The organism is Bacillus sp. F56 (assembly GCF_001748205.1).
In the GTDB taxonomy this organism is placed as follows: Bacteria; Bacillota; Bacilli; order Bacillales; family Bacillaceae; genus Bacillus; species Bacillus stercoris.
Genome location: NZ_BDFC01000004.1, coordinates 446,739 through 464,061, shown reverse-complemented (window position 1 = coordinate 464,061; position 17,323 = coordinate 446,739). Strand labels below are relative to the sequence as shown.

Below are 17,323 nucleotides of genomic sequence, written 5' to 3'. Positions count from 1 at the left end.
TGACTCGGTCTTTCAACTCGAAAGCGGCATCAGCAGGTTTGTCTCAATAAACATAAAGGAGTGGGACATTTGGAAAATAACAGCCCTTCGGAAAAAGTAAAAGTGATAGCTGAAATCGCAAACGCCCATCAAGGAAAAGAGGAGAACCTCAGAGCACTCATCAAGGCTGCAGCTGAAAGCGGAGCAGATGGTGTGAAATTTCAGTGGTTCAAATATGACTGTATTGCAACACCTTGTTTTTTTGCTTACGAGTCGTATATCGAGCTGTTTTTGAATGAAGACGTATGGAAAAATTGTGTTGCATATGGAAAAAGGCTTGGATTAGAAATATGGGTGGATATTTTCGATTCATGGGGAGCAGAGCTTTTTAAGCACCTGCAGCGTGACATTGATGGCATTAAGCTTCCAACAACCATCCTTCAATCCACGGAGATCATGAAAACGATAGGTATGACTGAGAAGCCTGTGCTCATCGGAGTTGGGGGATGGTATGAAGAAGAGATCGATCAGTTGATGCCGCTTGTAAAACAACATATGGACAATCAGCTCATACTCATGCACGGATTCCAAGGATATCCGACAACATTAGAGGATATTAACCTAAAACGGGTTCAATATCTAAAAGAAAGATACCAGGTTCAAATTGGATTTGCAGATCACATTGACGCAGATCATCCGCTTGCAGCCGACCTTCCTGTCTATGCGTTTTTCTCAGGGGCCTCTGTTATTGAAAAACATATAACCCTAAACCGGTCAGCTAAAGGGTTTGATTATTATTCTTCACTAGAGCCAAACGAATTCAAACTAATGACGGAAAAGCTCAAGCAGGCCCAAATTGCAGCGGGGTCAACTGAAGTAAATGAATCTGAACGAAAGTATTTGCATGATTCCTCATTACGTGTGATTGCCAATCGGGATATAAAAAAAGGAGAAATAATAACACTGGAAAAAACGAGTTACAAAAGATGCGGAAATGAGAATGCACTGATGCCTTTACAAGCCGAAGACACTTTCCCTCAAGTCGCAACTGCTGATTTATCGTTAAACCAGCCAATTACACCCAACGATATTAAAAATCCAAGAATTACGATTGCGGTAATATGCCGGTTAAAATCGACCCGTTTGCCAAAAAAAGCACTGCTCCCGATTTATGGAATTCCATCTGTCGAGCGCTGTTTAATCAATTGTCTGGCTGTCCCTTCTGTTGACGAAGTTGTGTTGGCAACGTCTAATCTTCCTGATGACGATCCACTTGAAGCTTTTACTCTAAATGAAAAGGTCAGAATCGTAAGAGGCTCCCCCGAAAATGTGGCAGAAAGAATGCTTGAAGCCGCGGCGTTAACAAAAGCCGATATCATTATCCGGGTGACCGGCGATTGTCCAGCGGTTTCACCTGAAGTGCTTCAATATTTAATTGAACAACACTTGCAAAAAGGAGCAGATTATACACAGGAACTTTCAAGTTCAGCAGGAATTTCCGGGAATATTATTACAGTTGAAGCTCTTCAGCGGCTTGTGCAGCAGCCAAAACCGTTAACCCATACAGAATATCTTTCCTTTTATTTTGTAAACAATCCTTCCCTATTTAACATCAATCAAGTAAGCCTGCCGAAAGAACTCCATTATCCATCTTGGCGTTTAACCCTAGATGAACCTAAAGACTTAGAATTGTTCGAACAAATATACCAAAATCTGGATGTTAAAAACGAACCGCTCTATTTCAGCCGAATAAGAGATTATTTAACAGAAAACCGGCACATTTCAAAGATAAATCAAGATGTGTCGACCAAATGGATCGATCAGGCATCACTGGTAGAGGAAATCAACAAAGCAACGCTGTTACCCAAAAATAAATAACAACTCTTGTCCGTATTCCAAGTCATACAAAAAACACACCCGGATGTCTGGAAAATCCAACAATCCGGGTGCAGCTTTTATTCATACATTTTCTTGCGTCTGTCTTCCTCAGTCAAAAATTCAACAAAACTCCGCATCGCAAATGGTTCTTCCTTTATCTGTCGGGCGTAGGAGTTTTTCCGTTCTTCTGAAAGGATGTCGCTCTTTTTGATCCTGTTCAGCATATAGATGTGAACCGTTTTTTGGATTTGTTTGTGCTGATAGCCTGCCTCTTTAAAAAACGCCAGCCCGAGCGCCGCCAAAAGAGCGAATATGCCCGCACTGATCAGGGATCCCCTGTCAGCTGAAGCGTGAAATAGAAAAGCAGCTAAATTAAAGAGAGAGAATGCAGCAAGCGGAATAGCAAGAAAACGGTAAATGACGGTTTTTTTCATGAAAGGCTGTACAGCCTTTTGAATTTTTTGCATTTCTGTTTTGATGAACCCCGGCATTTGTTCGACTCTGTAAAAGTTCATGTTATCCTCCCCCTTTATTTGTTGTTGCAAGGCTTCACGAACGTTATCATATGTGTTTATTTTAACGCAGGTGCAAGCCGGTTTTAAAGAAATCTGCCCGTATTTTTCACGAAGAATCTGGATCGCCGCTCTTTATTCTTTTAAAATGTGAGTGTTATAATTTGTAATGGGAATCAGATTACTGTTATTCATGGAATACTAATGGCAATCTTCTTGATAAATATGAATGAGCGGGGTTACAAAGTGAGTATTTCTTCCATCCTTTTATCACTTTTTTTCATTTTAAATATTCTTTTGGCGATCATTGTCATCTTCAAAGAACGGCGCGATGCCAGCGCATCTTGGGCGTGGCTGCTTGTTCTTTTCTTTATTCCCGTTTTAGGCTTTATTTTATACCTATTATTCGGCCATAATCTTAGACGCAAGCATTTGTTTCAATGGGAAGACCGAAAAAAGATTGGAATCGAAAGGCTGCTGAAGCATCAGCTTGAAGATTTAGAAACCAAGCAATTCCAGTTCAACAACCGGGCAACCTTTGATAACAAGGATTTAATTTATATGCTGATCATGAATAACCATGCTGTGTTTACAGAGGATAATTCAGTTGACGTCATTACAGACGGACGGGATAAATTTCAGCGGCTGCTGAATGACATTTCAAAGGCTAAGGATCATATCCACTTACAGTATTATATTTATAAAGGTGATGAATTAGGCAAAAAATTGCGGGACGCTCTCATCCAAAAAGCGAAAGAAGGTGTTCAGGTCAGAGTGCTTTATGATGAACTCGGGTCCAGAACGCTGAGAAAAAAGTTTTTTAAAGAGCTTCGCGAGGCTGGCGGGCATGTGGAGGTCTTTTTTCCTTCAAAGCTCAGGCCGATTAACCTGCGGCTGAATTACCGGAACCACCGAAAGCTTGTGATCATAGACGGCATGACCGGTTATGTCGGTGGTTTTAATGTCGGAGATGAGTATCTGGGGCTTAATCCGAAATTCGGTTATTGGCGGGATACGCATATCAGGCTGCAAGGGACGGCCGTGCACGCCATCCAAACACGGTTCATCCTTGACTGGAACCAAGCTTCACATCACCATACGCTGACATATATTCCGAATCACTTTCCTGATTACGGCCCAAAAGGCAACGTCGGGATGCAGATTGTCACAAGCGGCCCTGATTCGGAATGGGAACAAATTAAAAATGGCTACATTAAAATGATATCGAACGCCAAGCGTTCCATTTTGATTCAAACGCCTTATTTTATCCCGGATGCAAGCCTTCTGGATGCATTAAGGATCGCTTGCCTTTCGGGCATTGACGTCAACATTATGATTCCGAACAAGCCTGATCACGCCTTCGTATACTGGGCCACGCTTTCATACATCGGCGATCTGCTGAAGGCCGGAGCGACTGTCTATATTTATGATAACGGCTTTATTCACGCGAAAACCATCGTGGTGGATGACGAAATCGCTTCAGTCGGCACAGCGAACATTGATGTCCGAAGCTTCAGGCTGAATTTTGAGGTTAATGCATTTATTTACGATATCACCATTGCTAAAAAACTGGTTTCAACTTTTAAAGAAGATTTGCTAGTATCCAGAAAATTCACCTATGAGGAGTACCTGCAGCGCCCATTGTGGATTCGAATAAAAGAATCCGTCTCGCGGCTGTTGTCGCCGATCTTATAAGATGCGCCAAAAACCCGGCCTTTACGGCCGGGTTTTGTCTTGATGGTCACAGTAAATAATGATCGCCTCCCGCAAAAAAGCGGCAAGACCTTCTCCATATTGATCGATCGAATCAGTAAATCGCGCGTCAGTGATATACACTTCTCCAAGTCCCCTGAAAATGTCGAGTGTGCAATCGTAATGATATTGGCAAATATGATCGCGAAATGCCCCCACTGCGGCCTGAACCTCTGCATCATCGGGCCCATGTTTCATTCGTGCCGCAATTCGTCTGTAAATCGAATCGAATTCAGACATGATCGAGCGCCAATCATCTGCCGAGTAAGAAGACGTCCTTTTCTCTGTTTTTTCTGCGATTTCCTTTCCATACAGCTTTCTGACTTCATCAGCGTATGTCTGCTGGTGCTCTTCAATGTCTTTCATGCTTAATCCGGCAAATAAATCCCGCTTATTCATCGTTTCCCCTCCATCAACGGACAAAAGCGTCCTGTCTATTGTGTGAATCATTTCTTCCATTCTTTGTTTTTTCTTCATCAATATTTCCTTTTGCGACTGAAGCGCCGCTTTCCGGTCAAAATTCGGATGATCCAGCATCTCTTTAATTTCATACAGACGAAACCCAATTTCCTTGAAAAATAAAATCTGCTGCAGTCGTTCCAGATCTGCATCACTGTACAATCGATACCCAGCATCAGTAAGCGCTGAAGGAATCAGAAGCTCAATATGGTCATAGTGATGAAGCGTCCGAATGCTGACGCCCGATATTTCCGCCACTTGTTTGACTTGATATTTCATACATAACACCTCCTCTTTTTTATCGTAAACAATCACGCAGCGTTAGGGTCAATCCCAAAAATGTTGTTTTCTATATACAAAACTTCTCACAAATAGTGTATAAAAGAAAAGTGAGTATTTTTTTGTAAAGGGGAGCTACTATACATGAATCCTGAAACAATGAACAAAACCCTCATCAGCATTTCAAAATGGGGAAAAGCTACAGGCATTTTATTTATTATTATGGGCGCAATTACCGCGCTTTCAGGCGCGTTCTTTTTTCTAATCGGTGCCGTGCCGGGCGTGCTTCAAATTATTTCCGGCATCTTTTTGATGAGGTCAGCTAGAGAAGCAGGCCAAATGGCTGAACACAATAGCGGACAGTCTGAAGACTTAATGCTGGAGAATTACGCGAAATTCGTAAAGATGCAAGGGATTTATTTGATCGTAAGCATTGCTGTATCCATTCTTGCGATCATCGCCTTCTTTATCTTTTTCATGCTTGGGATTGCTGACGGCATATTCAGCGATACGTACAGCACTTATTAATGAGAAAAACCCGGAGCTGGCTCCGGGTTTTTTATTATTCCGCTTCGCTTACTACTGTGAAGCGCTCATTTTTGTGTGCAGGTTGTTCAAGCTCATCCAATACGGCAATGGCATAATCTGCATAGCTGATATAGCTGTCGCCTTTGGCATTTACGATGACATTGTCTTTCCCTTTTTGGTAAGAGCCAGTCCGTTTTCCTGCCGGATCAAAAAATGCCGCAGGACTGAGGAATGTCCAGGAAATAGAGTCTGTCTGCTGCAAGTCTTTCAGGTTCTCGCCTTGATTTGATGCAGTTGGCAAATATTCTTTCGGAAATTCCGGCGTATCCATTAAACGGATTGTTTTGGCTTCATCAACAAACAGGCTTCCCGCTCCGCCAACAACAAGCAATCTTGTGTGCTTCGCGTCTTTTAATATGCTGATGAGTGCTCTGCCTGCTTCTACATGAAGATGTTCCTGGCCGGGCGCTGCCCCAAAAGCATTTACGACCGCGTCAAACGGCTTGATGTCTTCTGCAGTCAGTTCAAACACATCTTTCTCCAAAACCGCTACGTCCTGTTCCTGCACTTTTGAAGCGTTTCGGACGATGGCAGTCACTTCATGGCCTCTTGTTTTCGCTTCTTTCAAAATCTCATTTCCTGCTTTTCCGCTTGCCCCGATAATTCCAATTTTCATTTTTCATTTCCTCCTTGTTTGTAACAATTTTAGTTACATGTTAGCGGTGAGAAGTCATCCCTTTTGTCTAAAAGAGATGATTCATAACATCTTTTAATGACTTGCTTGCCAGTTCATTTTCCATCGCTCTTTGGACACTTTCAAACGTTTCATCCAAGGCGTTCTGAATTTTTTTCCCTACCGGACATTTCGGGTTTGGGTTTTCATGAACCGCAAAGAGTTCTTCTTGCTTTTGGACAGCCCGGTACACTTCTAAAAGAGAAATATCCGCCGGATCTTTTCTGAGGCTTGCACCAGGCACACCTGCGCGTGAGGTGAGAATATCAGCTTTTTTCAGCAGGCTGATCATTCTTCGGACCACTACCGGATTCGTGTTGACACTGTCAGCAATGATTTCTGAAGATGTTTTTTCATCCATCGAGATGAGGGATAAAATATGAATGGCAACAGCAAGACGGCTGTTAATCATGTTTTTTCACCACCGTTGTAACTATAATAGTTACATTTAGTTCGTTTGTCAACATCTAATATACACTAAATACACGTGTTTTGTGCACCGTTTTTAGTCAATAGAACGGCCGGATGCACTCCGGCCGCGTCTTATCAGAATAAAAAATATCTTTGTCCAAGCGGAACATAATCGACAGGCTGGCAAGACAATTCCTCCCCATCAGCGAAGACCTGATAGGTTTTTGGATCAACCTCGATTTTGGGCAAAGCTGAGTTCAATTTCATATCCAGCTTGCTCAGCTTTCTGATATTTTTGACAGGAGAAATTCTTTTTTGCAACCCTAACCTTTCCGCCACACCCCGCTCTATGCTTGCCTGTGACATGAATGTAATCGAGGTTGAGTTGTTGGCTTTTCCGTAAGACGCATACATTTGGCGCATGAAAACCGGTTCAGGAGTCGGGATGGAAGCGTTCGGATCTCCCATTTGCGCACGTGCAATCATGCCGCCCTTTAAGACCAGTTCCGGTTTTACACCGAAAAATACCGGGTCCCACAGAACGAGATCGGCAAGCTTCCCTTTTTCTACCGAGCCGACTTCATGGCTGAGCCCGTGCGTAATTGCCGGATTTATCGTGTATTTGGCAATGTACCGTTTTGCGCGCACATTGTCGTTTCCGTTTTCGCCGGCAAGAGCGCCTCGCTGCTTTTTCATTTTGTCGGCTACCTGCCACGTTCGGATGATCACTTCACCGACCCGTCCCATCGCTTGGGAATCCGATGATGTCATGCTGATCGCACCGATATCATGGAGAATATCCTCCGCGGCAATCGTCGCAGCCCTAATTCTGGAATGGCTGAACGCCACATCTTCAGGCACTTTCGCATCTAAATGGTGACAGACCATCATCATATCAAGATGCTCATCCATCGTATTAACGGTATAAGGAATGGTTGGCGTTGTAGATGACGGCAGAATGTTCGCGTAAGAGGCGAGCTTCATAATATCCGGGGCGTGGCCGCCGCCTGCACCTTCAATGTGATAGGTATGAATGACCCGGTCCCCAATCGCGTCGAGCGTGTTTTCCAAAAACCCCGCTTCATTAATCGTATCGGTATGGATGGCAACTTGAATATCAGCCTCATCCACAACTTCCATACACGTTTTAATGGCGCTTGGCGTCGTGCCCCAATCTTCATGAAGCTTAAGGCCGATGGCGCCGGCTTCCACCTGCTCGATCAGCGGGGCTTTATCGGATGCATTCCCTTTCCCTAAAAAGCCGACATTGATTGGAAACGCTTCGGCCGCTTCCAGCATTCTCGCCATATACCATGCGCCGGATGTACAAGTGGTCGCTTTGCTGCCGGTTGCGGGTCCTGTTCCGCCTCCCAAAAGGGTCGTCACACCTGAAGAAAGCGCAACTTCCATCTGCTGTGGACAAATAAAATGAATGTGTGTGTCCACTCCCCCGGCTGTTAAAATTTTGCCTTCACCGGAAATCACCTCCGTACCCGCTCCGATGACCATATGCGGATCGACACCATCCATGATATCAGGATTTCCGCTTTTTCCGACGCCGACAATCCGGCCATCCTTCACACCGACATCAGCTTTGACAATGCCTGTGTAATCCAATAGCACGACGTTGGTGATAACCAAATCCAAAGCGCCGTCCTTCCCTGTAATTCTGCCGTTTTGGCCCATGCCATCGCGGATCGTTTTTCCGCCGCCAAAGATCATTTCTTCACCGTAGACTGTGAAATCCTTTTCGACTTCGATCCATAAATCCGTGTCGCCCAATCTGATTTTATCGCCCGTTGTCGGGCCAAACAGCTCCGCATATTCCTTCCGTGACATTTTCATCGGATTACACCCTCCATCCAGCCGGCTTGTTTTAAGTTGGCCAACGTTTTTTCTTTGCCGCGTTCATCGATAAACGTGTCAGCCATTCCGTTCAGGCCTCTAATTGTCTTGCGTCCCCCGATTTCCACAAGTGTGACCGTTTTCTGCTCTCCAGGCTCAAAACGGACCGACGTGCCCGATGGAACATCAAGGCGCATGCCGATCGCCAGCTCACGGTCAAATAATAAAGACCCGTTTGCTTCCGCAAAATGAAAATGCGAGCCGACTTGAATGGAGCGTGATCCGGTGTTTTTTACCGTAATCTCCCGTGTCTCACGGCCTTCATTAATCGTTATCGTTCCCTCAGCAATTTGAAATGCCCCCGGCTTCATGACTTCACCTCCGCAGAAATTGGCTGATGTACCGTAACAAGCTTTACTCCATCCGGGAATGTGGCCTCTACCTGAATGCTGTCCAGCATCTCAGGCACACCCTCCATCACATCTTTTTCCGTTAACACATGGCGGCCGGCTTCCATCAGCTCTGCTACTCCCTTCCCATCACGCGCGCCTTCCATAATAAAGCAGGTGATATAAGCGGCAGCCTCAGGATAGTTCAGCAGAACGCCCCGCGCCTTTCGCTGTTTGGCTAATTCCCCCGCTGCAAAAATGAGCAATTTTTCTTGTTCAACCGGTGTCAGTTTCATCTGTAATCCTCCTTCTTTTGTCATATAAAGCGGATGCGGTTACTACGAATTTGTGGAGCATGCAGGCGGGACATCACCTCCCTTTCTTCAAGTACCGGGTCATACGGTAAGATGCCTTTCAAAGCGGCGTGCCGTTTCTTCATCGGCCTTTCCATGGTCGACAACCGTTCCCCTGTCGATCACATAAAGGTAGTCAGCACATGTTAACGCGTTTTCCAGACTGTGCTCGACTAAAACAACGGAAATGTCTTTTTTTCTGGAAATTTCTACGATAACTTGTCTGATTAGTTCGATAATTGATGGCTGAATTCCTTCCATTGGTTCATCAAGTAAAATAATTTTTGGATTTCCCATCAGCGCTCTGGCAATTGCAAGCTGCTGCTGCTGGCCTCCGCTTAAATCGCCGCCTTTGCGGTCAAGCATCTCCTTTAAAACAGGAAACCATTGAAAAATCTCTTCCTTGACCTGCCCCGTTCGCTCCTTCTTCGGAAGCGGCTCTTCCCCAAGCAGCAGGTTGTCACGAACGGTTAAGGAGGAAAAGATGTCTCTTCCCTGCGGAACGTACGCAATTCCCGTTCTTGCCCGTGTTTCCGCCTTTTCGTTTTGAACAAACGTTTGATTAAAACAAATATCCCCCTGTTTTGCCGGAAGCAGGCCTATGATTGTTTTCAGCAAGGTGGATTTGCCGACTCCGTTTCGGCCTAATACAGCGACAATCTGCCCCTCGCGAACCTCCATGCTGAGGCTGTGCAAAACCATCGATTGATCGTAACCGGACGTTACATTCCTGACGGCAATCATGACACACCGCTCCTTCCTAAATATACCTCTGCCACCTCTTCATTGCTTGTGATATCATCCATCGACCCTTCACAAAGCACTTTGCCTTCATGCATGACCGTGACTTTTCTTGAAAACGAGCGCACAAAATCCATATCGTGCTCGACAATCAGAACAGAGCACGTTTTTGCAATTTCTTCAAGCAGGGCTCCGGTTTTTTCCCGCTCCTTTCCTGTCATGCCGGCAATCGGTTCATCCAGCAGCAAAAGCTTCGGCTCCATGGCGAGCTGCATGCCGATCTCAAGCCATTGCTTCTGTCCGTGTGACAGGCTGCCAGCTGTTAGATCCCATTTGTCATCTAACCCAATCAGCCGCAGGATGTCTATGATCCCGTCACTTTGCTCTTTTGTCATACGAGCTGTCAGCAGTGAAAGGATCGTTTTTTTCTGTTTCATGGCAAGTTCGAGGTTCTCAAACACAGTCAGCTGCATAAAAACACTCGGAGCCTGAAACTTTCTGGCGACCCCCAGTTTGGCGATCTGATATTCCCGCGCTTTTGTCAGTTCATTCGTTTCTTGAAATAGCACTTCGCCTGAATGCGGCTTCGTTTTTCCGCAAATGATGTCCAGCAAAGTCGTTTTTCCGGCGCCGTTCGGCCCAATTAAAAAATGGATATCACGTTCCTGCACGCTGATATCAACGCCCTGCAAGGCCCAAAATCCGTCAAACTCAACCTTCACGTCACGGCAGGTAAGTATCGGTTTCATAAGCAGCCGCTCCTTTCTTTTTCGAGGAAGAAAGCTGGGTTCTAATCTTCTCGAATAGCCCGACAATCCCTTTTGGCATATAGAGCACCACAATGATAAACAGCGCGCCGAGGAAGTACAGCCAAATGTCAGGGTAATATTCGCTTAAATAGCTTTTCATGCAGTTCGTTAACAGCGCGCCAAGCACCGCCCCGAAAATGGAGTGCCTGCCGCCGATTGCGACCCACAGCACCATTTCCACCGAAGGGATGATGCCCATCATTTCCGGCGAGATCATCCCATCCTGAAGCACAAACAGCATCCCGGCAATCCCCGCCATCGCAGCAGATACACAGTAAATAAACACTTTAAAAACGGTGGAGTGATATCCGAAAAAACGGACTCTGCTTTCTCCGTCGCGCACTGCCTGCAATAGCCGCCCAAAACGGCTTCTCGTCAGAAACAAAGCAAACATGACAGAAACACCGAGGAAAAAGACTGTCGTAAAATACAAAATCTGCTTTATTGCAGGATCGGCCAGAGCATATTGAAAAACGGTAAAGAAATTCGTGAGGCCATTCGTGCCGCCGGTGATGTCCTGGCTGCCGATGAACAATGTGACAACAACAACCACAACAGCCTGAGAGATCAACGAAAAATAAACACCCTTTATGTTGTTGCGGAAGGTAAAGTAACCGAGTAAAAAGGCCAAAAAAACAGGAACAATAACGGCTGCAGCAATCGCAGAAAAAGGATGCCTGAACATTGCCCATATCCACGGCAGTTCACTGACGCCGGTCCACTCCATAAAATCAGGAATGCCTGACGGTGAGGCTTCTATTTTTAAGTACATGGCCATGCAGTAAGCGCCCAACCCGAAAAAGACGCCATGTCCCAAACTCAAAATGCCTGTATATCCCCAAATCAGGCAAATGCCGACCGCCACAATCGCGAAGCATAAAAACTTCGCCAACAGCCCTAATCGAAACTCCTGCAGAAAGAACGGAGCGGAGATAAAAAGGGCAAACATCACCAGATACGGACTGAATTGTGAAAACCGCTTCATCCGGTTCCCTCCTAATCAAGTAATCTCGTTCTGACACTCGCAAGACCTGAAGGCCGCCATTGCAGAAAGAGAATAATAAATGCAAACACGACTACCTTTGCAATCGTAGCGCTTGTGGAATACTCAACGAATGTGCTCAGCAAACCGACCGTCACCGCGCCGATAATGGTGCCTTTTAATTTTCCAATTCCGCCTAATATGACGATCATGAAGGCATCGACGAGGTATGAGGAACCGAGAGTAGGTCCGATCGAACCAAGCAATGTGAGTGAGCTCCCCGCGATACCGGCCAGTCCGCTTCCGAGCGCGAAAGCCAATGTATCTGTTTTTCTCACAGATACGCCGAGACACGATGCCATGCTCCGGTTCAGCGTAACTGCCTGCATCCGCCGCCCCGCAGAGGTTTTAAATAAATAGAAACCGAGCAGTGCCAGCGTAAAAAGAACGAGCGCCAAAATAAACAGCCTTTTATACGGAAAGGTAACCGAAAACAGCGTCACCCCTCCCGTCAGCCACTCAGGTGATTTGACGGCCACATTCGGCGCGCCAAAAATTGATCTTGCTGCCTGCTGCAGTATCAAGCTCACCCCCCACGTCGCCAAAAGGCTGTCGAGCGGGCGGTCATATAATCGCCTGACAATCACTTTTTCAATGACAATCCCAATAAGCGCCGCAACCGCAAACGCCATGATGATCGCGATTAAAAAATAGTAAGAAAACAGAGAAGCCGGCAAATAGCTTAAAAACAGCTGCTGAACGACATATGTCGTGTAGGCTCCTGCCATAATCAGCTCACCGTGCGCCATATTAATAATGTTCATCAAACCGAATGTAACGGCCAATCCAATCGCAATGAGAATTAAAATAGAACCGAGACTGATCCCGTTAAATAATTGAGTAACGACGACAGACATGCTCCGCCTCCTCCCCCCGCAAACGGCTTTGATTTATTTAGATAACCCCTTTGCCCAGTCGTACGTTTTTAAATATGGATCAGGTTTTACCGGTTCACCTGAGTTCCATACTTCTTTAAACTGTCCATCCCCCGTGATTTGCCCGATTCTGACCGTTTTGTAGAGATGCTGTGTATCACCGTCAATTTTCACTGTGCCGCCCGGGGCCTTGAATGAAATCCCGTCAGCCGCTTTCTTCACCTTATCGACATCAAAGGACTTGGCTTTTTCAACTGCCGCTGCCCAGAGATAGACCGCATTATAGCCGGCTTCAATCGGATCGCTCGTCACCCGGCTATCGCCGTTCATTTTTTTATAGTTCTTCACGAATGTTTGATTTTCGTTCGTATTGGTTGTCTGGAAGTAATTCCACACCGCATAATGTCCTTTTAGTACATCAGGGCCGATCCCCCTAATTTCTTCCTCAGCGACACTTGCCGACATGACAGGCATATCATCAGCCGATATCCCCGCATCTTTCAGCTGTTTGAAAAACGCCACGTTGCTGTCGCCGTTTAATGTGTTAAAAATGACATCGGGCTGTTTTTCTTTGATTTTGCTGACGAGCGTACTGTAATTGGTGTGGCCTAGCGGCGTATACTCTTCACCGGCAATTTCTCCTCCGTCCGCTTTTACTTGTGCTTTAATGATTTTATTGGCTGTTCTCGGGAACACATAATCTGATCCGATCAGAAAGAACTTTTTACCTTTATTTTTGAGCAGCCAATCCACAGCTGGCACAATTTGCTGATTCGTCGTTGCTCCGGTATAAAAAATATTAGGTGATGTCTCCATTCCTTCGTACTGCACCGGATAGAACAGCAGCCCATTGTTTTGCTCCACAACCGGAAGCATGGCTTTGCGGCTAGCAGATGTCCATCCGCCAAAAACAGCAGCCACTTTGTCTTGCTGAAGCAGCTTTCTCATTTTTTCCGCATATGTAGGCCAGTCTGAAGCGCCGTCTTCCACGACGGGTTCAAGCTTTTTGCCGAGAACTCCGCCTTTTTGGTTGATTTCTTGAATCGCGATTAACTCTGCATCATGGACGGACACTTCGCTGATCGCCATTGTCCCGCTTAGTGAGTGAAGAATCCCTACCTTCACTGAATCCCCGCTTGTGTCGATATCAACTGTTTTTTTCGCACTTCCGCTGGCTTCTGACACTTTCTTCGGCGCAGCACACCCTGCCATCAACACCATGATCAGACACAACAGAAAAACAGCCTGTATTCCAACCCCTTTGTTTTTCATTCAGAACCTCCCTTTGTCATGTGATGTCACAAAAGTTAACAACTCATGTCATTATTATATAGAAGAGATTCATCAATTCAAATAATATTTGAAAAATTTAGATATTTTGACCAAATCAGATGCTTTTTTTGTTATATTTATTCACATCAGAAAAAGTGAACAAAAAAAGAGACAAGAAACATATCGTTTCCTGCCTCTTCCGTATGATTAATCTTTATCTGAGAATTTATCCTTGGCTTCCCCGATATCCTTTTGGATTTCGCCTTTCGCCTTATCTTTTTTGCCCTCAGCCTTCATGTCCGTTCTGTCAGTCATATCTCCGGCTTTATCCTTCACTTCTCCTTTGGCTTTATTAAAGCCGCCTTTCATTTTGTCTTTTACACTATCGTTACCCATGTTGATTCTCTCCCCTCATTTATGTGTGTACTTGTTACCTTCCCGATCTGAGAGGCAATAAACATTCCAATGTTATTTATCGATTTCGTAGCGCTCTCCGTAACGGAGCACTTTGTATATCGCCAGCCCGTCTGATGACTTTTTCTCTGAATACCGAACCGGCAGCAGGGCAAAAAACACGTAATACGTAGAAAAATAGACAAACTGATAGAAAAACACATTCGGCTTTAATACACTGTGTATAATCAGCAGATTGACTGCAAAAATCGTGATCAGATTAAACAGGCAGCCTCCGGCATACACGAGTGCATTTGAGAATCGATTGTCAATCCTCAAATCCCCGTATCGGCAAAAAGAATCGATAAAATAAATCGTTCTGAACCGTATTGGCCCAATCTTAAGCAGTGTTTTTCCCATTCCAATATCCAATGAGCCTTTTCCGCCAAAAATAAAGGCCATAAAGCTGTGCCCCGAAACATGTATGATCTGTACAAGCGGCAGAACAATGAGGAAAGACCATAGAAACTTCACCATATCATCGAAACCAAACATCGAATTCCCCCTCAATCAATCATGTATATCTGCATCCCAAAACGGCTTTTGTACAAAAAACAGTGCTGTAGCGATTTTTCCTGTTCTCCCCGGAAATAAACGTTCCGATGCTCCCCTTTTTTTTGCATATAAAAAAACCATCTGCCGGCAGATGGTTTTGTCTCATACTTTATATAAACAATCGTTCCTTTGAATCATCTCTCTCATGCTGACCGCTTTTTCATAAAAATACACCGCTTCTTTATATTGCTCACGATGACTGAAATGGGAGGCAGCATCTAAAGCAAATTCTTCAATATATACGTACAGGCCTTTTTCTTCCATATAATCAAATACTTCTTGAATCATATCCATATTGACAGATTCCACATATAAGGCCTGCAGAAATTTATATTTTGCCAGACTGAAGAAGTCGTTACGCTTTTTGGCGATGGCAATTCCCTTTTCATAGTAGTGCATGGCAGCCTCGGCATCTTGTTTTTTGAAAAGAACGCGGGTCAGGCTGAAGAGCGTTTTTGGAAGCTGTTCCAGCTGATAATCCTCGAAGACAGGAAGCGCTTTTTCAAAGTATTCGGCGGCTTGATCCAGCTCCCCCTTGTCATCATAGCAATTTCCGATATTATAAAGAGCTGATCCGATCAAACGGGGCTGTCCCTCCAATAAAGCAAGACGATATGCGTCATCCAAATGCTCAAGCGCTTTTTCATAATTTCTGTAGTCTATGTAATTTCCTGATATGACGAAATGGCATTGAATTCTTCTGACTCTGTAAAAATCATTAGCCTTATACGTCTCCAGCGCCTGTACGGCGTGATTCATGGAAAAGTGCGTCTGCTTCATAATATAAAAGACTTCCGCCACCTTAAAATGAAATTCCGCTCTTTCAATTTCATCTTCTACAAACGCAAGCATCTTCTCAGCTTTCCGGTAAAAGGATATAGCGGAGATGTAATTGTTCTGTTCAAATTCGTACATTCCTCTAAACAAGTGAAAATAATACTCAGATAATCCGGAGATGCTGTCCTGATTGCTTTCCAGCCTTTTGATCAATTCACGATATTGAAGCTGAGATTCCTCGTGCAGGTCGGGCTTAACATAATCCAGCATAATCTGGTGCCGGTAGCTGATCAGCTGATAATACAAGAGAAGCAGCTGATCCTCTTCCATCTGTTCTATGTCTTGATCAATTTCTTCCTTCAGCTTTACGGCATCAGCCACTTGAAATGCTAAAATGTGCTTATACCACTTATTGATTTTCACTCCTACTTGAGATGACGGGATCTCGTACGCGGCCATGCCCTCCAACCCTTTCTATTTTCTAATTGGTTATATTTTATCATAATGTATGGCTTTGGAATTAAAATTTCTTACAATGAATCCTTCTTTATGCCTATCCTTATATATTTCGGTTTTTATACGAATTTTTTGCACTCAGATTTTGATAAAAAAAGCTTACCGGACAGCGCCGATAAGCTTTTGACTTCATATTAACCGCCAATATAAGACATTTCCACTTTCTTTTTGCCTGATGCTTTTGATAGCGTACGATCGACTGAATACTGATCGATCCGGTTTTTCCAGACTGTGCCGATCATTTCTGACAGTTCGTCATCACTTAATTCCTGCCGAACCGGAGCTCTGAGGTCAAATCCGCTTGAAGCAAATAAACAGGTGAACAGCTCACCCCTCGCAGAAAGACGGGCCCTGTTGCAAGATCCGCAGAACGCATCAGATACAGATGAGATGACGCCGATTTCTCCGGAGCCGTCCAAGTAGCGGAATCTGGAAGCCACTTCGCCTGTATAATTAGGCGCTATCGGCTCAACCGGCATGTGTTCATTGATCAAATCTATGATTTCCGCCTTCGTCATAACGTCTTTCTTTTCCCATTGGTTGGTATTGCCTACGTCCATAAATTCAATGAATCTCAAGATATGGCCTTTTTCTTTAAAATAACGGGCCATTGGCAATATATCTTTTTCATTGACGCCCTTTTGGACGACCATATTGATTTTAACACCGAGCCCCGCTTGCTTCGCCGCTTCAATGCCTTCCAGCACCTTGCTGACAGAAACGCCGCGCCCGTTTATCTTTTTAAAACGCTCATCCTCTAAAGAATCAAGGCTGATCGTAACCCGTTTCAGCCCGGCTTCCTTGAGCCTCTCCGCATAAACAGGCAGCAGTGAACCGTTTGTCGTCATCGCAATATCACGGACACCCGGAATGCGGGCCAGTTTTTTGATTAGTTCCGGCATATCCTTTCTCATGAGGGGCTCTCCGCCGGTCAAGCGGATTTTTTCAACGCCAAATCTTGTGACAAAAAGTGTCGCAAGCCGTTCCAGCTCCTCAAATGAAAGCAGCTCCTCTTTCTTTAAAAAAGGATAGTCCGGACCGAATAATTCGGCGGGCATACAGTACGTGCATCGGAAGTTGCAGCGGTCTGTAACAGAAATGCGAAGGTCTCTCAGCGGTCTGTTTCTCTTATCCAACATCTGACGCGACTCTGTAATCATAGCTA

General features: G+C 44.9%; 19 protein-coding genes. 3 read left to right on the top strand and 16 right to left on the bottom strand.

Annotated features, from left to right (window positions below; all coding sequences use genetic code 11):
* Window positions 1-69: 69 nt before the first annotated feature.
* On the top strand, window positions 70-1,857 hold the full coding sequence (locus tag BFW96_RS20915) for an N-acetylneuraminate synthase family protein (RefSeq protein WP_083252781.1): 1,788 nt from the start codon (window positions 70-72) through the stop codon (window positions 1,855-1,857).
* Between the two features lie 77 nt (window positions 1,858-1,934).
* On the opposite strand, the gene BFW96_RS02525 is transcribed toward BFW96_RS20915, so the two are convergent.
* Window positions 1,935-2,372 carry a DUF5392 family protein gene (locus BFW96_RS02525; protein WP_014665686.1) on the bottom strand — a complete coding sequence of 146 codons (438 nt, stop codon included), beginning with the start codon at window positions 2,370-2,372 and terminating at the stop codon, window positions 1,935-1,937.
* Window positions 2,373-2,615: 243 nt separating this feature from the next.
* Here BFW96_RS02525 and cls point away from each other — a divergent pair, with 243 nt between their 5' ends.
* A complete protein-coding gene (gene cls, locus BFW96_RS02520) occupies window positions 2,616-4,064 on the top strand; it encodes a cardiolipin synthase (protein WP_042975513.1) in 1,449 nt (482 codons plus the stop codon).
* 21 nt (window positions 4,065-4,085) lie between these two features.
* On the opposite strand, the gene mta is transcribed toward cls, so the two are convergent.
* A complete protein-coding gene (gene mta, locus BFW96_RS02515; protein WP_069838539.1) occupies window positions 4,086-4,859 on the bottom strand; it encodes a transcriptional activator Mta in 774 nt (257 codons plus the stop codon).
* Between the two features lie 144 nt (window positions 4,860-5,003).
* Between mta and BFW96_RS02510 the strand changes: the two genes are divergently transcribed.
* Window positions 5,004-5,387 (top strand): DUF5362 family protein, encoded by a 384-nt coding sequence (locus BFW96_RS02510; protein ID WP_040081566.1) that lies wholly within the window; start codon window positions 5,004-5,006, stop codon window positions 5,385-5,387.
* Window positions 5,388-5,421: 34 nt separating this feature from the next.
* Here BFW96_RS02510 and BFW96_RS02505 read toward each other — a convergent pair whose 3' ends face one another.
* The 14 genes from BFW96_RS02505 to moaA all read right to left on the bottom strand — a co-directional run bounded on the left by BFW96_RS02505 (window position 5,422) and on the right by moaA (window position 17,318).
* Window positions 5,422-6,063, bottom strand: coding sequence for an NAD(P)-dependent oxidoreductase (locus BFW96_RS02505; protein WP_069838538.1), 642 nt, complete (start codon window positions 6,061-6,063; stop codon window positions 5,422-5,424).
* 67 nt (window positions 6,064-6,130) lie between these two features.
* A complete protein-coding gene (locus BFW96_RS02500) occupies window positions 6,131-6,532 on the bottom strand; it encodes an Rrf2 family transcriptional regulator (protein WP_014665691.1) in 402 nt (133 codons plus the stop codon).
* Window positions 6,533-6,666: 134 nt separating this feature from the next.
* Complete coding sequence (gene ureC / locus BFW96_RS02495; RefSeq protein ID WP_014665692.1) at window positions 6,667-8,376, bottom strand: urease subunit alpha; 1,710 nt, start codon at window positions 8,374-8,376, stop codon at window positions 6,667-6,669.
* On the bottom strand, window positions 8,373-8,747 hold the full coding sequence (gene ureB, locus BFW96_RS02490; protein WP_040081563.1) for an urease subunit beta: 375 nt from the start codon (window positions 8,745-8,747) through the stop codon (window positions 8,373-8,375). The genes ureC and ureB overlap by 4 nt, the downstream gene beginning before the upstream one ends.
* Window positions 8,744-9,061, bottom strand: coding sequence for an urease subunit gamma (ureA, locus tag BFW96_RS02485; protein ID WP_003227724.1), 318 nt, complete (start codon window positions 9,059-9,061; stop codon window positions 8,744-8,746). Before ureA ends, ureB begins: the two co-directional genes overlap by 4 nt.
* Window positions 9,062-9,160: 99 nt before the next feature.
* Window positions 9,161-9,862 (bottom strand): urea ABC transporter ATP-binding subunit UrtE, encoded by a 702-nt coding sequence (gene urtE, locus BFW96_RS02480; protein ID WP_069838537.1) that lies wholly within the window; start codon window positions 9,860-9,862, stop codon window positions 9,161-9,163.
* Window positions 9,859-10,608: an urea ABC transporter ATP-binding protein UrtD gene (gene urtD / locus BFW96_RS02475; RefSeq protein WP_069838536.1), complete on the bottom strand. Its 750-nt coding sequence runs from the start codon at window positions 10,606-10,608 to the stop codon at window positions 9,859-9,861. Before urtD ends, urtE begins: the two co-directional genes overlap by 4 nt.
* A complete protein-coding gene (gene urtC / locus BFW96_RS02470; RefSeq protein WP_069838535.1) occupies window positions 10,583-11,653 on the bottom strand; it encodes an urea ABC transporter permease subunit UrtC in 1,071 nt (356 codons plus the stop codon). Before urtC ends, urtD begins: the two co-directional genes overlap by 26 nt.
* A gap of 11 nt (window positions 11,654-11,664) precedes the next feature.
* Complete coding sequence (gene urtB, locus BFW96_RS02465; protein ID WP_069838534.1) at window positions 11,665-12,567, bottom strand: urea ABC transporter permease subunit UrtB; 903 nt, start codon at window positions 12,565-12,567, stop codon at window positions 11,665-11,667.
* 33 nt (window positions 12,568-12,600) lie between these two features.
* A complete protein-coding gene (gene urtA / locus BFW96_RS02460) occupies window positions 12,601-13,857 on the bottom strand; it encodes an urea ABC transporter substrate-binding protein (protein ID WP_041351702.1) in 1,257 nt (418 codons plus the stop codon).
* Window positions 13,858-14,064: 207 nt separating this feature from the next.
* The gene (locus tag BFW96_RS02455; protein WP_014665700.1) at window positions 14,065-14,253 is read right to left on the bottom strand and encodes a stress response protein CsbD; all 189 of its coding nucleotides are present in this window, start codon (window positions 14,251-14,253) and stop codon (window positions 14,065-14,067) included.
* Window positions 14,254-14,325: 72 nt separating this feature from the next.
* The gene (locus BFW96_RS02450) at window positions 14,326-14,805 is read right to left on the bottom strand and encodes a hypothetical protein (RefSeq protein WP_069838533.1); all 480 of its coding nucleotides are present in this window, start codon (window positions 14,803-14,805) and stop codon (window positions 14,326-14,328) included.
* A gap of 162 nt (window positions 14,806-14,967) precedes the next feature.
* Window positions 14,968-16,101 (bottom strand): response regulator aspartate phosphatase RapB, encoded by a 1,134-nt coding sequence (gene rapB / locus BFW96_RS02445; RefSeq protein WP_069838532.1) that lies wholly within the window; start codon window positions 16,099-16,101, stop codon window positions 14,968-14,970.
* A 191-nt stretch (window positions 16,102-16,292) separates the two neighbouring features.
* Window positions 16,293-17,318 (bottom strand): GTP 3',8-cyclase MoaA, encoded by a 1,026-nt coding sequence (moaA, locus tag BFW96_RS02440; protein ID WP_040081560.1) that lies wholly within the window; start codon window positions 17,316-17,318, stop codon window positions 16,293-16,295.
* Window positions 17,319-17,323: the final 5 nt, after the last annotated feature.

What these genes read in the sequence shown, in the direction of transcription:
- moaA (WP_040081560.1), bottom strand. Translation starts at nt 17,318, where the DNA reads ATGATTACAGAGTCGCGTCAGATGTTGGATAAGAGAAACAGACCGCTG.
- BFW96_RS02500 (WP_014665691.1), bottom strand. Translation starts at nt 6,532, where the DNA reads ATGATTAACAGCCGTCTTGCTGTTGCCATTCATATTTTATCCCTCATC.
- urtB (WP_069838534.1), bottom strand. Translation starts at nt 12,567, where the DNA reads ATGTCTGTCGTCGTTACTCAATTATTTAACGGGATCAGTCTCGGTTCT.
- BFW96_RS02450 (WP_069838533.1), bottom strand. Translation starts at nt 14,805, where the DNA reads ATGTTTGGTTTCGATGATATGGTGAAGTTTCTATGGTCTTTCCTCATT.
- BFW96_RS02455 (WP_014665700.1), bottom strand. Translation starts at nt 14,253, where the DNA reads ATGGGTAACGATAGTGTAAAAGACAAAATGAAAGGCGGCTTTAATAAA.
- mta (WP_069838539.1), bottom strand. Translation starts at nt 4,859, where the DNA reads ATGAAATATCAAGTCAAACAAGTGGCGGAAATATCGGGCGTCAGCATT.
- urtD (WP_069838536.1), bottom strand. Translation starts at nt 10,608, where the DNA reads ATGAAACCGATACTTACCTGCCGTGACGTGAAGGTTGAGTTTGACGGA.
- rapB (WP_069838532.1), bottom strand. Translation starts at nt 16,101, where the DNA reads ATGGCCGCGTACGAGATCCCGTCATCTCAAGTAGGAGTGAAAATCAAT.
- ureB (WP_040081563.1), bottom strand. Translation starts at nt 8,747, where the DNA reads ATGAAGCCGGGGGCATTTCAAATTGCTGAGGGAACGATAACGATTAAT.
- urtE (WP_069838537.1), bottom strand. Translation starts at nt 9,862, where the DNA reads ATGATTGCCGTCAGGAATGTAACGTCCGGTTACGATCAATCGATGGTT.
- ureA (WP_003227724.1), bottom strand. Translation starts at nt 9,061, where the DNA reads ATGAAACTGACACCGGTTGAACAAGAAAAATTGCTCATTTTTGCAGCG.
- BFW96_RS02505 (WP_069838538.1), bottom strand. Translation starts at nt 6,063, where the DNA reads ATGAAAATTGGAATTATCGGGGCAAGCGGAAAAGCAGGAAATGAGATT.
- ureC (WP_014665692.1), bottom strand. Translation starts at nt 8,376, where the DNA reads ATGAAAATGTCACGGAAGGAATATGCGGAGCTGTTTGGCCCGACAACG.
- BFW96_RS02525 (WP_014665686.1), bottom strand. Translation starts at nt 2,372, where the DNA reads ATGAACTTTTACAGAGTCGAACAAATGCCGGGGTTCATCAAAACAGAA.
- urtC (WP_069838535.1), bottom strand. Translation starts at nt 11,653, where the DNA reads ATGAAGCGGTTTTCACAATTCAGTCCGTATCTGGTGATGTTTGCCCTT.
- BFW96_RS02510 (WP_040081566.1), top strand. Translation starts at nt 5,004, where the DNA reads ATGAATCCTGAAACAATGAACAAAACCCTCATCAGCATTTCAAAATGG.
- urtA (WP_041351702.1), bottom strand. Translation starts at nt 13,857, where the DNA reads ATGAAAAACAAAGGGGTTGGAATACAGGCTGTTTTTCTGTTGTGTCTG.